Raw genomic sequence first — 14,407 nt, 5'->3', positions numbered from 1 at the left:
ATCTCCTCAGATCAGGAATCCGAGAGTAGGCAATGCCTCGGCGCTGTTGACCAACAGGACGGTCTTGCGTGCCAGCTTGATCTCGCCGTCGACGGCACGCAGCACGTATGTGATCCGTCCCGCCCACATCTCGATGCCACGCGGCTTCGATTCGTAAAGCACGAAATTGGCACCCACCGTGGTGTCGGCGCCCGAGGCGTCCAGGATCTCGACGTTGGAGATCACCCGCCGCAGATTCGACGGCGGGGACTGCGCGTAGCGCTTGCCTGTGCGCAATTGCTTCAGGCGAGTCGAGATTCGGCGGCGGTTGTCGTATATCACCGACACCTGATGCAGCGGATCGGCCACCGAGCCACCGGCAGGGACCCAGTACAGCGCGTCGTCGGTCCACAGCGCCTCCCACGAATCGTAGTCATGTTCGTCGGCGAACCGCGCCTCCTGGTAGATGAACCGTTCGATCGCGCGCAGGTCGGTGAGCGCCGCATCGAATGCCGTCGTCATTTCGCCTCCATCAATCCTTTGTAATGCCGCCAGAAGGCGCGCATCGCTGTTTCGTCGGTCGCGCCGCCGACCAGGAAGCCGTCCTCGTCGGTTCGTTCACGCCCCACACCGCGCCGGATATCGAGCCACTCCGGCCGCAACTGGGCCACACCGACCTGGTTACGTTCATACATTTCGGTATCGTCGGCGAGCAGCATCCCCGCTGGACCGACCGAACCGATCGACTGCGACAACATCCGCTTGTTGAGCTCCGGCGCCCCTTTGAGCTGGACAGCAGTCGAAAACTGGACACACTCGGTCGCCGAGATCGGTTGAATGTTGAACACCTGAATCTCGGCGATGAACAGGTTCGGGAACACCATCACGTGCGGGCCACCCTCGATCAGGATCTGCTCGGCAGTCTCGCCATGCAGCGCACGCATTTTCGCGACGTAATCGGGCACGCGGTCCGCTGTCGTGCCGAACCAGCGCATCGGCTCCGCAAATTTGCGGAACTCGGGGCGCAGATCGTTCTCGCTGTGCCCATTACCCAATGCGCGGGTGACGGCGGTCGAGTTGTCACTGTAGAGCGGGCCGATGGTGCTCCCGGTCACCGAGAAGATCGACCCGTGCACGAACTGGGGGTGGTATCCGTCGGTCTCGTTCTCCGCGAGCAGTTTCCAGTTGGCGCGGGTCTTGTGCTTCAGCCAACCTGCGTCGAGTTCGATCCTGCCTTCCGGCGACAGTCGCGCCAACCGGTCGATCTCACCGGCCGCAGCACCCAGATGCTCCTCGATCGATGGCACGTCCGGGTTGAAGCTACCGAACACAAAGCCCTGATACACAGCAACTTTCGGCACAACGCCGAGCCCGAGGTCGATCTTGCCCTTGCCGCCGTAGCCCTTGTTGTAGGGATAACCGAGCAGTTCGCCGGTGTTGCGGTAGGTCCAGCCGTGATACGGGCAGCGAAACGAACTCGAGTTGCCGGACGGCTCGTCGCAGACGAGGTTCGCACGATGGGCGCACCGGTTGACGAGCAGGTGCACGTCACCCGCGCGGTCGCGCGTCATCACGATGTCCTGGGGGCCGATGTTCTTGCGGACGTAGTCGTTGGGCATCGGAACTTCGCTGTCGTGGCCAACGAAGACCCATCCGCCGTACCAGATTCGCTCGAGTTCGTCGGCAAAGACCGCGGGGTCGGTGTAGAGGCTGCCGTGCACTCGCTCGGGCTGGATCAGCCGCGAATAGTCCACTCGCGGAACCGAATCTGTCGTGATAGTCATGCGAACTGCTCCAATCGCTGCTGCACCTGAGCCACCAGGCGAAACTTCTGGACCTTGCCGGTCGGCGTGGTCGGCAACTCGTGAACGTCGAGAAACACAACGTGCTTGGGAACTTTGAACCGAGCGAGATTGGCCTTGCAGAGGTCGATGACGGTCCGCTCATCGATCGTCGCGCCAGGTGCCCTGACGATGCAGGCACAACCCGCGTCGCCCCAACGCTCGTCCGGAACGCCGATCAGATAGGCCTGGCTGATGTCGGGGTGTGCGGTCAGCAGTTCCTCGATTTCCTTGGGCATGACCAGTTCTCCGCCGCTCTTGTACAACTCCTTGCTGCGGCCGGTCACTTCGATGTATCCGTCGGGGCGGACCCGACCCAGATCCCCGGAGAACACCCAACCGCCGCGCAGGCCGCGCGCTGTTTCCTCGGGCTTGCCCCAGAAACCCAGCATGTTGGTCGGGCCGCTGGAGACGAGTTCGCCTGTGACACCGTCGGGTAGCGGTTCGGCCGTCTCGGGGTCGACAGTCCGGTAGACCGTCAACCCACCACCGGGAACCCCTGCTACACCGGCCATCTTGGGTTTTCCGACCGTTGTCGACGTCAGTTCGAACGAATCTTCCGGCAGCGTCAAAGTCATTGCGCCACCACACTCGGTCATCCCATAGCCAGTGACGATCTCGGTCGCGCCCAACTCGTCACGTACGCGCTCCCACAACCAAACCGGACCCGGTGCGGCACCCGAGAGCACCGCTGCCAAGCTCGACAGATCGAACGTTGCACGGTCCGGATGCTCGAGGATTGCGACGGTCATCGTCGGCACGCACAGGATGTCGGTCGCACGATGGCGCTCGACGCCGGCCAGGTAGCCGCGCGGATCGAATGATGTCTGCAGGATCACCGCACCGCCGACCATGGTCGCCGCAAGCAGACCTTCCACGTACCCGAACATGTGATAGCACGGCAGCGAGAACAGGATTCGGCGACCGTCACCGAACGCCCTGGTCAGAGCGGATGCGTACGCGGTGCGGAGCACGGCATCGTGCGTGATCAGCACACCCTTCGGCGAGCCGGTCGTCCCCGAGGTGTAGAGGATGTCACCGACGGAAGCCGGGTCGACAGCGACGGTTTCGGTGGGGTCTGCCAACTTCCCCAGTTCGTCGACAGTCAGCACACCGGAACGCGTGCGGCCATCGGTCGGGAGTTGAACGACGTTGTCCAGCAACGGGAGTTGCTTGGGCGCTTCGCCGGCCTGATCCCACCCTGCTGCGATCTCGTCGAGCATCGTCAGATAATCCAGGCCCGCAAAACCGGTCATCGTGATCAGCAATCGGCACTCTGCTTGTGCAAGAACATATTCGAGCTCTGCGGCACGATACAGAAAGTTCATCGGCACTGCGACGGCGCCGACTTTTGCAATGGCGAACTTCACCGGCACGAACTCGAGGTAGTTCGCCATCAGCACGCCGACGTGGTCTCCGGGTCGAATCCCGAGCGCTGCCAAACCGGCCGCCAGCCGATCCGACCACCGTGCTGTCTCGGCGTAGGTGAGCACGCGCTCGTCGGTGATGACGAAGGGCCGATCACCATACCGATCGGCGCGCTCGTCGAGCCAGCGCCCGAGCGACATCGGAGTCCATTGCGGAAACGCGTCGATGAGCCGCTGCCGACGAGTCTGGATGTCTGTCATCGAAACTCGCCTAACTTCCGTTGAAAACCGGTTGGCGTCGGTCGTGAAATGCGCTGACGCCTTCGGCGAAGTCGTCGGTGTCGAAAAGCTTTGCCTGACTGTCGACCTCATGGTCGAGCATCGCAAAGGGGTCACTCGGCCAGCGGCCCAGGAGCGACTTCATTTCGCGGACGGCCAGCGGCGGCGCGGACGTCATCGTCTGGGCATCGGCGAGGGCGGAAGCCAGAGCGTTGTCGGGCTGCGCGATCGCGTCGACCATCCCCAGTCTGTGAGCATCGGTTGCGGAAACCCTGCGCGGCAAGAGCATCAGCTGCCGTGCTCGCGCCGGACCTACGCGCGCCGGGAGGGAGGCAAAGATTCCCATGTCCCCCGCAAGGCCCACGCCGGTGAAGGCGGTGCTGAAAACTGCGTCCGACGCCGCGACCACACGATCACACGCCAGGGCCAGCGAAGTTCCCGCGCCGAACGCAGAACCTTCCACCGCAGCCACAACGGGTTTCGGCCCGCCCCAGATTGCGCGAACAACGCGCTGCGCTGCCTGTGCCCGGGGCCGAGTCTTATCTGCTTCCTGACGCGCCATCGTCGAGATGTCACCGCCCGAGCAGAACGAGGGACCGGCGCCGGTAAGCACGATCGCGCGAACGACGCTGTCGGCCATCGCTTCTTCCAGCCTCTCTGCCAACGCGATTCGCAGTGGCAGGTCGATGGCGTTGCGCCGCTGCGGCCGGTTCAGCGTGACGATCCGGACCGCGCCACGGTCTTCGACCAGGACTACATCGTCGGCCATGGTCAGCGCCCCGTGAAGTTCGGCGAACGCCGTTCGATGACCGCGGCGAGTCCCTCGAGCGAATCCGCGGTGCCAGACAATGCCGAAACAGTGCGTGCCTCTTCAGGCAATCGGTCCGTCACGGTGGCACCAACCCCACCCCAGAGCAGGCGTTTGGTTGCGCCGACCGCTTTCGGCGCCGCGTCGACGAACTGTTTGGCGTATGCGAGTGCTTCCGCCTCGACGGCGTCGTCGTCGACGACTTTCGTCAACAATCCGATCGCCAAGGCATCGTCAGCGCTGAGTGTGGGGTTGGTGAGCAGGATCTCCATGGCTTTGCGCAGTCCGACGAGCTGGGTGAGCGTCACCGAGACACCGGCGTCGGGCGCCATTCCCACCCGAACGGCGCCGGACATGAACTTGGCCGAGCGCCCGGCGATCACGAAATCGGACGCGCAGACCAGGCCGAATCCGCCACCGCCGGCCGCGAATCCGTGCACTGCCGCAATGACGGGCGCCTCGAGCTGGATCAGTGCCGCGATAGCGAGCTGCAGCCAGGCGGTTGCCTCACGCAGGTAGTCGGGCAGCGCTTCACCCTTGGACGCGAAGACTCGCACGTCGCCGCCTGCACAGAAGTTCTTACCCTCGCCGCTGATGACCACCGCCCGCACCGACGGGTCGCCGTGACACTGCAACACCGCGGCGTGCAGCGCCTGCAGGAAAGGCACATCCATACCGTTGGCGGCCTGCGGACGATTGAGTCGCAGTCTGGCGATTCCATCGGCGTCGACGTCCAGCAGAATCGGTGTCGCGTCAGACATTCGCAGATCCCTTCGTGAATGATTCGATGCCCGCGCCCGCGCTGTCACGCGAGAGATGGTCGAGAACGGCGGTGTGCTCGAGGGCAAGTCCGTCGAACAGGGGAAGTTTCAGACCGGCGTAGATCAGGCGTTTACTTTCCGCCAGCGCGGCAGGATCCTTCTCGGCAAGCGCTTGCGCGAAAGAAGTCACTGCGGAATCGAATTCGGCTGCTCCGAATGCCTTGTACGCAAGGCCCCACGCCACCGCCTCCGCAGCGCTCAAGCGATCACCGGTGAGAATATGGGCAAGAGCTCGTTGCCGGCCGGCGAGACGCGGTAGGCGTTGAGTGCTGCCACCACCAGGAATCTGCCCGAATCGCGAATGCGTATCGGAGACAACGGCCTTCTCGTGGATGAGCACGATGTCTGCTGCCTGCAGCAACTCGAAGCCGCCTGCCATCGCGTAGCCTTCGACCGCGCAGACAACCGGGACCGGGATCGCCTCGATCATGGCGCACGCGCGTCCGAAGTTCAGGAACAGGTCCGCCATGGCGTCCCGGCCTTCCGCTCGCAGCTTCTCCAGTTCCCGGAAATCGCCGCCGACGCAGAAGTTTCCGCCCGCGCCGCGGATGACGATCACGTTGACGTCACCGGCAAGTTCGAGCAAGGCCCGCTCGAGCTCGCGGCCGAGTTCGACCGTGATCGCGTTCATCTGCTCGGGCCGATTGAGAGTGATGGTGCCGACCGGACCGTGCCGTTCGACGAGAACTGAATCGCTCACATCAATCGCCCTCCCCCGACTTCGAGAACGGCACCGGTCATGTAGCTGGACAGGTTCGACGCGAGGAACAGCGCGGCGCCGGCGACCTCAGCAGGTTCGCCCGCTCGCTTCATCGGGATGTCGGCCTCCCGAGCCGCGAACACATCTGCAGGCATTGCCTCGGTCATCGCAGTTCGGATGAGGCCGGGCTGGATTGCGTTGACACGCACCCCTTTGTGGGCGAGTTCTTTGGCGGCGGCCTTCGTCAGACCGACGATGCCGGCCTTCGCCGCGCTGTAGTTCGTCTGGCCGGGATTGCCCGATTTCCCCGACAGCGAGGACATGTTGATGATCGATCCACGACCGGCCTCGCGCATGACCGCTGACGCTGCTTTGACGCCGAGCCACGTGCCTTTGAGATGAACGTCGATCACCGCGTCGAAATCCGCGGCGCGGAGATTGCGCAACGATGCATCACGAGTTATGCCCGCGTTGTTCACGTACACGTCCAGCGAGCCGAGTTCCCGGACCGCGGTGTCGATCGCACCCTGTACCGATGCCTCGTCGGTCACGTTGCACGCGATTCCGACAACGCGACCGCCCGCAGTGCCCGGCCTCCCCACCGCATCGGTGAGGTCGGCAGCCGCTGCTGCGGCACGATCACCGTCGATGTCAGCGAGCACGACACTCGCGCCGTGCGCATGGAAGAGTCGCGCGATCTCCAGGCCGATGCCACTCGCGGCGCCGGTTACGACGGCTACGTCACCTGCGACGAGTCCGCTCGTCATGCGACGAACCGCACGATCGACTCGGCGACGGCTGCGGGTTTGGCGGAACCTTCGACCTCGATGGTTACGGCGATCTTGCCCTGGACGCCACCGGGAACCTTGTCGACCGCGCCGACAACAGCACTCGCACGGACCCGCGAACCGACTGGAACCGGCGCAGCAAACCGCACCTTGTCGAAGCCGTAGTTCACGGCCATCGTGACGGCGTCGACCTTGTACAGCTCGTGCAACAGCACCGGAAGCAAGGACAAAGTCAGCAACCCGTGCGCGATGGTCGCGCCGAAGGGTCCGGAAGCAGCCTTGACGGCGTCGACGTGGATCCATTGGTGGTCGCCCGTCGCCTGCGCGAACGTGTCGATTCGAGCCTGGTCGACCACTACCCACTCCGTAGTCCCGAGAACATCACCCTGCGCTGTGGCGAACTCGTCGACACCGTTGTAGACCTTCACGTGCACTCTCCCGCTGCTAGGTTCCTGTTGAATTGAATATAGATTAAAACTTGTAGGAGCGTCAACGTCGGATGTACTGTTTCGAATTGAACATAAATTACACGATGCTCCAGCGCGAGGGGAAAACAGCCATGGAACTGGGATTACGCGACGCACGCGTGCTCATAACGGGCGGCGCGTCCAACATCGGGCGCGGAATCGTGCACGGCTTCGCCCGCGAAGGTGCTCGCATCGTCATCAGCGACGTCGACGGTCCGCAGGCGGAGAAAGTCCGGGCCGAGGCCCTCGAACTCGGCGCCCTCGCAGTCGAGGTCGAGGTCGCCGACCTCACCGAACCCAGCGCGGCAGACACGGCCGTCCAGCGCGCGGTCGACAGCTGGGGCGGACTCGACGCTCTGGTCAACAACGCCGGGTGGAGCGTCCCAGGATTCATCGCCGAAGACACCGATCGCGCCAAGTGGCAGCGCACGGTCGAAATCAACCTCTTCACTGCCATCGCCTGCACACAAGCCGCGATCGGGCCGATGAAGGACGCCGGCCAAGGGTCGATCATCTATATCGCCAGCGACGCCGCCTTCGGGCAGATCCGGCAGGGCATCTACGGTGCTACCAAGGCCGCACTCATTGCGCTCGCACGAACGACGGCCCGCGAACACGGTAGGCACGGCATCCGGTCCAACGTCATCTGCCCCGGCCTCGTCATTCCGGACGGTCCCGACGCCGTCGGCGCGGACAGTCTGTGGTCCGTCGGTCAAGATGCTGTGTTCAACGAGAAGCAGATCGAGTTCCTTCGCAAGGACATCCCGTTGCGCAGACTGACGACCGCCGACGACATTGCGAACTCCGTCGTCTGGGCGTCGTCTCACCTCGCCGCGCGCCAGGTCACCGGTCAGGTGTTCTCGGTCAGCGGTGGCTACACGATGCCTTAAGGGCCGGTCATGCCGAGGAAACAGAATCGTTCGAACGCCACGCGCGACCGCATCCTCGCGGCAGCGGCAATCGTGCTCACCCGCAAGGGCTATGCCGGGGCACGACTGGTCGACATCGCCGAGGTGGCCGATCTGCGTGCCCCCGCCGTGTACTACTACTTCGAATCTCGCGACGAACTGGTCGCGGAGGTGATGGTCGCCGGCCAACGCTGGCTGCGAGACCATGTGTCGACCGCCCTCGATGCGCTGCCTCCCGAAACTTCCTCACTGGAACGCATTTGCGCCGCGGTCGAAGCCCACCTACGCGTCGAACTGGAACTGTCGGACTTCGCGACGGCGGTGTCGCGCAACAGTGGGCAGGTGCCACCGGAGATCCGCGCCGAACTGGCCCGAGAGGGTGCCGAGTACCACGCTCTGTGGCGGAGATTGCTGAACGACGCGAAAGACGACGGCGCCATCCGCGCCGACCTCGATCCGGCGGCCGCCCGCATGCTCATCATCGGCGCGCTCAATTGGGCACCCGAGTGGTGGAACTCCTCGCGCGGGTCCGTCGACGTGGTCGTCGCGACCGCGCAGTCGATGATTCGGCACGGACTCTGCGCACCGACGGGCCTCGACCTGGCCCTGCAGTCGGGGTAACCCTCCCCCGGCGTTTTGGGGACGAGCCGCAACGCGTCCCGTCATATACAACGTCTGCAGTCGTTGCGGTTGTCCGAAGTGGTTGCGTTTGCGGCCACGTTCGAGCGTGGCCTTGATTTTAATCTTTATTTGATTAAAATAGAATCAGCGGAGGAACCAATCCGACGCCCGAGGCAAGCCAGTTGTGTGGAGTGATTCGTATGCGGTTGAAGGGATCTGGTCTCGCGTGCGGGATCGTCGCGGCAGTACTGACGACGGGCGCCACAGCGAGCGGCGCACTGACACCGAGCGAGCACCCGAACGACATCGTCGCCGAGGCGAAGACGTCGTCGCTGCTGCCCTCACCCCGAGCGTTCGGGCTCGTGCAATCGAAAACTCGACCCGCCCCTGCACTTCGAGCGATTTCCCGGGAACCGATCTCGAGCAGCGAGAACCGGGTTCGACGACTCACCCAGATCAGCGCGGAAGTCCCCGCGCCCACGCCCAACGCAATCGGCATTCCCGAGATCGTGCTCGCCGCGTACCGCAATGCCGAACTTGCCATGGCAGCAACACAACCCGGCTGTGGCATCACCTGGGACCTGCTCGCGGGAATCGGCCGAATCGAATCCGGACACGCCAGCGGCGGCAACACCAGCAGCGACGGAACCACCGTCACACCGATTCTCGGTCCCGCACTCGACGGAACATTGCCAGGCAACGAGGTCATTCGCGCCGACGACAGCTCTTACGTTCGCGCCGTCGGTCCGATGCAGTTTCTACCGAGCACGTGGGCCCACTATGCAGCCGACGGCAACGGCGACGGCGCAGCGGACCCGAACAACATCTACGACGCCGCCCTCGGCGCTGCGCAGTATCTGTGCTCGGGTGGACTCGACCTCCGCGATCCGGCGGCCGAACTGCGAGCCGTGTTGCGCTACAACAACTCCACGTCGTACGCCTCGGATGTGCTGAGCTGGTCAGCCACCTACAGCGGCGGCGGGGCGCATCCGATCGAGGTTGCACTTCCTGCGCCGACCGAGGATGCCGGGCCGGTCGTCACAGAGGTCGCGGAATCGAATACGCCTGCCGAAACTCCCGGCCCCACAACTGAACCCGCCGCTCCGGCTCCTCCCCCGCCACCGATGATCAACATCCCCGGTCTGCCGCCGATTCCATGCGGAATCTTCTGCCCGCCACCCCCGCAGTGATCGATCCTGCGCTCAGCGACCCTGCCAGACCGGATCGCGCTTGCCGATGAACGCGCTCATCCCCTCCTGAGCATCGCAGGTGACGGCGTTGGTGGCCATGACCTCCTGCATCGCCTCGTAGGCCTGTTCCTGCGGGAGCTCGATTTGCCGGTAGAACGCCTGCTTGCCGATGCGCAAAGTCGACGAGCTTGCAGCAGCGATGGCGTTGGCCAACTCGTGGACACGGTCGGCGAGGTCTGCGGGCGCGACGACTTCGTTGATCAGTCCCCAGTCTGCGGCAGTATCCGCGCTGATCACCGAACCCGTCAGCAGCAGCTGCAATGCCCGCTTCCGGCCGATTGCCCGCGAGACGGCAACCATCGGCGTCGAGCAGAACAGTCCGATCTTCACGCCAGGCGTCCCGAAAACCGCCGCCGAGGACGCCACCGCCAGGTCGCACGTCGCGACCAGCTGGCAGCCCGCTGCCACAGCGGTGCCCTGCACTGCTGCGATCACCGGTTGCGGTATCGCCTGAATCGAATTCATCAACTCTGTGCACACCCGAAAGATCTCGCGTTCGTCCTCGAGCGTGCGATCGACCAACTCGCGCAGGTCGTGACCGGCTGAGAAGGCCGGACCGTTCGCTCTGATCACCACGACCGCGACATCGCTGTCGGCGCCGAGTGCACGCACTGCCTCCGTCAAGTCCGTCATCATCGCAACCGACAGCGGGTTGCGCTGTGCCGGCTTGTCGAGCGTGACGAAGCCGATGCAGCCTTGCTTTTCAGTGCTTACGTGATCGGTCATGGAACAATTCTGGTCATGGTCGCGCGCAATGGGAACCGAGGGTGACTCGCTCGCGCTTCGAGGGCGAAATCTTCGGTATCGGGAGTGAGTCCGGCATTCGAATCGTCGTCGGCCATTGGACCCGCTCACCGCTCGGCACGTTCACCGACGTCATGATCGAATTCGCCGACGGCCACCGCCTTCTTGTGGCTCCGTCCCACGCGGTACGCGAATTCGTCATGGCCACATACAGTTTCGACGACACAGCGATCACGCCGGTTACCTGCGAGCGCCGGGGCGCGATGGCACTGGTGTCAGCGGGCGAGCTCGTCGTTCGCATCGAAGTGGGCGGTCCGACCGTGCTGGGCCGAGTTCTCGGCGTAGTTCCCGCTGCGATCGCCACCGCGCCGTGGTTCTGTGCGTTCACGGATCCGATTGCGCGGGTAGTGTTGCGCGGCGTTCGGACTCGGGGCACTGCCGGCAACGACCGTCGCGAGTACTACGGAGCGCGGATGCAACCCAGGATCATTGCGATAGAAGGCACGTGGGACGGTACCGACCTCGGCCAATTGCAGCCGGTCGACCCGCCTGTTCGTTTCGGGTTCGGCTCGACGCCGCGTAGTCCGTCGTGCACAACGATCACGACGACCATCGATACGGCCTGACGCGCACTCGCGTCCGGGGTCAGGTTGTTCCGAGCAATGCAATGCACGCAGCGACGGCGATCTCGGCAACGTCGCGAATGCTCTCCCCGTCCTCGATCGCCGCGGCAGTCAGCTCACGGAGGCCACCAAGCAGCAGAATCGCGGTGAGCCGGGAAATCGGAGCGATACCCGCGTCGCGAAATCCTTGTGCGTCACCGAGCTGGAAGAGCATCTGCGTCAGCGAATCCATACCTTCGCGCTGGAGCGACCGCGATGCGCCGTCGATCGCGGGCAGATCACGGATCCAGCTCAGAGAGAGGCCGGGATGGCTTTCCACCGTGCCGAAATACGCCTCGATCGCCTGCCGCACTTGCAAACGCCACGGCTCGGCGGGGTCCACGGCCGCCTCGATCGTCGCCCGCATCGACTCGTTGGTCGCCTTCAGCAACACGAAGTAGCAGGCGTTCTTGCTCGAAAACTCTTCGTAGAAAGTCCGTTTGGAGGTTCGCGCATGCCGGACGATGTCGTCGATCTTGGTATTGGCGTAGCCGCTCTCTTCGATCGACGCGGCAAGCCCATCGAGAAGGCGCTTCCGGAAGGCGCTCGGTTCGGCGCTCTCGTGCGCGCTCGATTCCTCGAAGACGCGGTGTTCGGACATCACCATGGGCAGACTATCTCGTCCCGGAATCCACCGTTGTGCAACCGCGGTAATCGCGAGTACCGTCGCAGTGGTACTCGTGATTACCGCCACACACCGCCGTGAGGACAAGTAATGAGCGCGCAGCCCCCCGCAGTCCGTATCCCTCCAGGTCCACGACTTCCGCAAATCGTGCAGGGTGTGGGTTTCATCGCCTCGCGCCGAAAGGCGATGCGGCTGCTCCGCGAGCGGTACGGGTCGACCTTCCGAATCCACATTCCACTGTTCGGACAATCGGTCGTGATCACCGAGCCGGCCATGATCAAACAGTTGTTCCTGACCAGTACCGAGGTGGCGTCGAACGTCCAACCCAACCTCGGCCGGGTACTCGGGCGCGGCTCGCTGTTCAACCTCGAGGGCGACGCCCACCGACGTCAGCGCAAACTCCTCGTTCCGCCGTTCCACGGAAAGCGAATGCACGCGTACGAGAAGATGATCGAGGAAGAATTCCTCCGCGAGGCAGCGAAATGGCCGGAGGGCAAGGAGTTCGAGACCCTCGCGCCGATGATGCACATCACGCTCAACGCAATACTGCGCGCGGTGTTCGGCGCCGAGGGCGCCGAATTCGAGGCGCTCCGGAAACTGCTGCCGCCCTGGGTCGAACTGGCGTCATGGCTCGCGACAGTGCCGATCCCCAGAAAGGACCTCGGGCCGTGGAGCCCGTGGGGCAGATTCAACGCCAAACGGCGCGAATTCGACAGGATCATCGGCAGCCTGATCGACAAGGCACTCGCCGACCCCCGCTTGACCGAGCGCGACGACGTGCTCGCGATGCTGCTCCAAAGCCGCTACGAAGACGGCAGTGCGATGGCGCGCAGCGACATCGCCGACGAGCTGCTGACCTTGCTAGCCGCAGGCCACGAGACAACAGCGACGACGCTGGCCTGGGCCGTCGAACGCATTCAGCGTCATCCGGGACTTGTGTCCCGACTGGTCGACGAGGTCGGCAGCGGCGGCTCCGAACTACGGCAGGCCACCATTCTCGAGGTCCAGCGAACGCGACCGGTCATCGACCTCATGGGCAGGCACGTCAACGCCGAATCGCTGCAGCTCGGCGAGTGGAACATTCCGCGCGGGTTCACGGTCATCGTCGGAATCAGCCTCGTGCACGACGACGAGTCGATCTTCCCGGATGCCGGCAGGTTCGATCCTGACCGCTTCGTCGGACAGAAGCCGAGCAATTACGAATGGGTGCCGTTCGGTGGCGGCACCAGACGCTGCATCGGCGCAGCCTTCGCGAACATGGAGATGGACGTCGTCCTGCGCACTTTGCTTCGCGATTTCGACCTGGTCACGACCTACAGTCCAGGCGAGCGGTTCCACAGCCGGGGCGTCGCATACGCACCGGCACGAGGCGGCAAGGTTGCGCTACGTCGCCGAAGCACCCCGATACCGAACTCCACGGTGCCCGAGAAGGAAGCCGCGGAACTAACTCGCTGATTTGATTCGGCGCGACGGGCGGCCATCCCGCCAGACGTAGAGGGCGGCTGCAGCCGCGAAGGCTGCCGCGATCCAAAGGCTCGTCAAACCGATCCGAACGTAGGAGAGGGCGCCGAGAAAGGTGCCTGTCGCAAGCCCGGCCCAGAGCCCCAGATATCGCAACCAGCCTCGACTACGCTCCCCGTCGAGAAGGCGCGAGAGGTGCTGGCCGAGCTTGACGAGAGTACCGGTGATGTAGGTAAGTCCGATGGTTACCTCTCCGTCTCGTTCGAAGACCGAATTCTCCGCGCCCATCGCGATCGCCATGACCGGCGGTGCGACGAAAGCTACGCCGGGAATCGTATGAAACAACGCAGCAAGGCCGAGAACGCACGCCACCAGCACCAACAGCACGACGCGCCGATTCGCCCCGGACCTGCGCCCAACCTGTGTACCGAGGACGACTCCAGCGACGAACGCGATGATCAAACCGAAGGCGAGGCCGAAATTGCGGAAGTCGCCCCGCCCGAGGTTTACTCCGGCCTGCGTCGTGTTTCCACTCATGAACGAGACGAAGTACCCGCCGAGTTCGAGAAAGCCGATGGCATCGACGAATCCGGCGAGGCTGGAAAGCGCGGACGCCAACACGACCTCGTGACGGTGGTGACGGAGCATCAGTTCCCGCCGAGATCGTCGTTGTGCAAGCGCATGGACTCGATCAATGCGCCGAAGACCCGATGCGCAGTTTCCAGATCGGCGTCCGGAAAATCGGCGAGAGCCCCGCGGGTTCGGACCCCGAGCGGACCGAAGAAGCCGCGCGCGACTTCCATACCGTGCTCGGCGTAGCGAAGGATGACCTTTCGCCGATCCGCGGCGTCGGATTCGCGTCGGATATGCCCCGACTCGATCATCCGCTCCACCAGGTACGTCATCGCCGCCGCCGACGTACCCAGCAACCGCGCCAACTCGCCTGCGGTGAGCGGTCGGCCCTCGACGTCGGCAACCATGATGTGCACGAGGGCGCGGAAGTCGTTGGGCCGCAAATCATGCTGGGTCGCGAAGAACAGTCCGATCTGCTCGGAGACGGCGGCCATCGCACGTATGTCGGACGAG

At 64.1% G+C, this 14,407-nt stretch carries 17 protein-coding genes; 5 read left to right on the top strand and 12 right to left on the bottom strand.

Features of this window, described 5'->3' with window-relative positions:
- Positions 1-6 precede the first annotated feature (6 nt).
- From JGU72_RS10830 to JGU72_RS10795, 8 genes are read right to left on the bottom strand one after another with little or no spacing between them, the layout of a single operon-like run.
- Positions 7-501 (bottom strand): aromatic-ring-hydroxylating dioxygenase subunit beta, encoded by a 495-nt coding sequence (locus JGU72_RS10830; RefSeq protein WP_199683919.1) that lies wholly within the window; start codon positions 499-501, stop codon positions 7-9.
- The gene (locus JGU72_RS10825; RefSeq protein WP_199683918.1) at positions 498-1,763 is read right to left on the bottom strand and encodes an aromatic ring-hydroxylating oxygenase subunit alpha; all 1,266 of its coding nucleotides are present in this window, start codon (positions 1,761-1,763) and stop codon (positions 498-500) included. The genes JGU72_RS10830 and JGU72_RS10825 overlap by 4 nt, the downstream gene beginning before the upstream one ends.
- On the bottom strand, positions 1,760-3,448 hold the full coding sequence (locus JGU72_RS10820) for a class I adenylate-forming enzyme family protein (RefSeq protein ID WP_199683917.1): 1,689 nt from the start codon (positions 3,446-3,448) through the stop codon (positions 1,760-1,762). The genes JGU72_RS10825 and JGU72_RS10820 overlap by 4 nt, the downstream gene beginning before the upstream one ends.
- A 10-nt stretch (positions 3,449-3,458) precedes the next feature.
- Positions 3,459-4,235, bottom strand: coding sequence for an enoyl-CoA hydratase/isomerase family protein (locus JGU72_RS10815; RefSeq protein WP_199683916.1), 777 nt, complete (start codon positions 4,233-4,235; stop codon positions 3,459-3,461).
- A 2-nt stretch (positions 4,236-4,237) separates the two neighbouring features.
- Entirely contained in the window at positions 4,238-5,035 is a 798-nt protein-coding gene (locus JGU72_RS10810; RefSeq protein WP_199683915.1) for an enoyl-CoA hydratase/isomerase family protein, read from the bottom strand.
- Positions 5,028-5,795 (bottom strand): enoyl-CoA hydratase/isomerase family protein, encoded by a 768-nt coding sequence (locus JGU72_RS10805; RefSeq protein WP_307828386.1) that lies wholly within the window; start codon positions 5,793-5,795, stop codon positions 5,028-5,030. The genes JGU72_RS10810 and JGU72_RS10805 overlap by 8 nt, the downstream gene beginning before the upstream one ends.
- Positions 5,792-6,562 (bottom strand): 3-oxoacyl-ACP reductase FabG, encoded by a 771-nt coding sequence (fabG, locus tag JGU72_RS10800; RefSeq protein ID WP_199683914.1) that lies wholly within the window; start codon positions 6,560-6,562, stop codon positions 5,792-5,794. The genes JGU72_RS10805 and fabG overlap by 4 nt, the downstream gene beginning before the upstream one ends.
- On the bottom strand, positions 6,559-7,011 hold the full coding sequence (locus JGU72_RS10795) for a MaoC family dehydratase (RefSeq protein ID WP_199683913.1): 453 nt from the start codon (positions 7,009-7,011) through the stop codon (positions 6,559-6,561). The genes fabG and JGU72_RS10795 overlap by 4 nt, the downstream gene beginning before the upstream one ends.
- Before the next feature lie 131 nt (positions 7,012-7,142).
- On the opposite strand from JGU72_RS10795, the gene JGU72_RS10790 reads away from it, so the two are divergent.
- From JGU72_RS10790 to JGU72_RS10780, 3 genes are all read left to right on the top strand, one after another.
- Positions 7,143-7,940, top strand: coding sequence for an SDR family NAD(P)-dependent oxidoreductase (locus JGU72_RS10790; protein WP_199683912.1), 798 nt, complete (start codon positions 7,143-7,145; stop codon positions 7,938-7,940).
- Between the two features lie 9 nt (positions 7,941-7,949).
- Entirely contained in the window at positions 7,950-8,579 is a 630-nt protein-coding gene (locus tag JGU72_RS10785) for a TetR/AcrR family transcriptional regulator (RefSeq protein ID WP_199683911.1), read from the top strand.
- 200 nt (positions 8,580-8,779) lie between these two features.
- Entirely contained in the window at positions 8,780-9,769 is a 990-nt protein-coding gene (locus JGU72_RS10780) for a lytic transglycosylase domain-containing protein (protein WP_199683910.1), read from the top strand.
- 12 nt (positions 9,770-9,781) lie between these two features.
- Here the strand turns inward: JGU72_RS10780 and JGU72_RS10775 are convergent, their stop codons facing one another.
- A complete protein-coding gene (locus JGU72_RS10775) occupies positions 9,782-10,555 on the bottom strand; it encodes an enoyl-CoA hydratase (protein ID WP_199683909.1) in 774 nt (257 codons plus the stop codon).
- Between the two features lie 41 nt (positions 10,556-10,596).
- Between JGU72_RS10775 and JGU72_RS10770 the strand changes: the two genes are divergently transcribed.
- A complete protein-coding gene (locus JGU72_RS10770; protein ID WP_199683908.1) occupies positions 10,597-11,199 on the top strand; it encodes a hypothetical protein in 603 nt (200 codons plus the stop codon).
- Between the two features lie 19 nt (positions 11,200-11,218).
- Here JGU72_RS10770 and JGU72_RS10765 read toward each other — a convergent pair whose 3' ends face one another.
- A complete protein-coding gene (locus JGU72_RS10765; protein ID WP_199684561.1) occupies positions 11,219-11,836 on the bottom strand; it encodes a TetR/AcrR family transcriptional regulator in 618 nt (205 codons plus the stop codon).
- Between the two features lie 114 nt (positions 11,837-11,950).
- Here JGU72_RS10765 and JGU72_RS10760 point away from each other — a divergent pair, with 114 nt between their 5' ends.
- Positions 11,951-13,315, top strand: coding sequence for a cytochrome P450 (locus tag JGU72_RS10760; protein WP_199683907.1), 1,365 nt, complete (start codon positions 11,951-11,953; stop codon positions 13,313-13,315).
- Here JGU72_RS10760 and JGU72_RS10755 read toward each other — a convergent pair.
- On the bottom strand, positions 13,304-13,969 hold the full coding sequence (locus JGU72_RS10755) for a YoaK family protein (RefSeq protein WP_199683906.1): 666 nt from the start codon (positions 13,967-13,969) through the stop codon (positions 13,304-13,306). The two genes, JGU72_RS10760 and JGU72_RS10755, sit on opposite strands and share 12 nt — an antisense overlap.
- Positions 13,969-14,388 (bottom strand): MarR family winged helix-turn-helix transcriptional regulator, encoded by a 420-nt coding sequence (locus JGU72_RS10750; RefSeq protein ID WP_199684560.1) that lies wholly within the window; start codon positions 14,386-14,388, stop codon positions 13,969-13,971. Before JGU72_RS10750 ends, JGU72_RS10755 begins: the two co-directional genes overlap by 1 nt.
- Positions 14,389-14,407: the final 19 nt, after the last annotated feature.

The sequence above is a fragment of the Antrihabitans auranticaus genome (assembly GCF_016481275.1).
GTDB lineage: Bacteria > Actinomycetota > Actinomycetes > Mycobacteriales > Mycobacteriaceae > Antrihabitans.
Note: the sequence above shows the minus strand (reverse complement) of the source record. Positions and strands in the feature narration are given on the sequence as shown.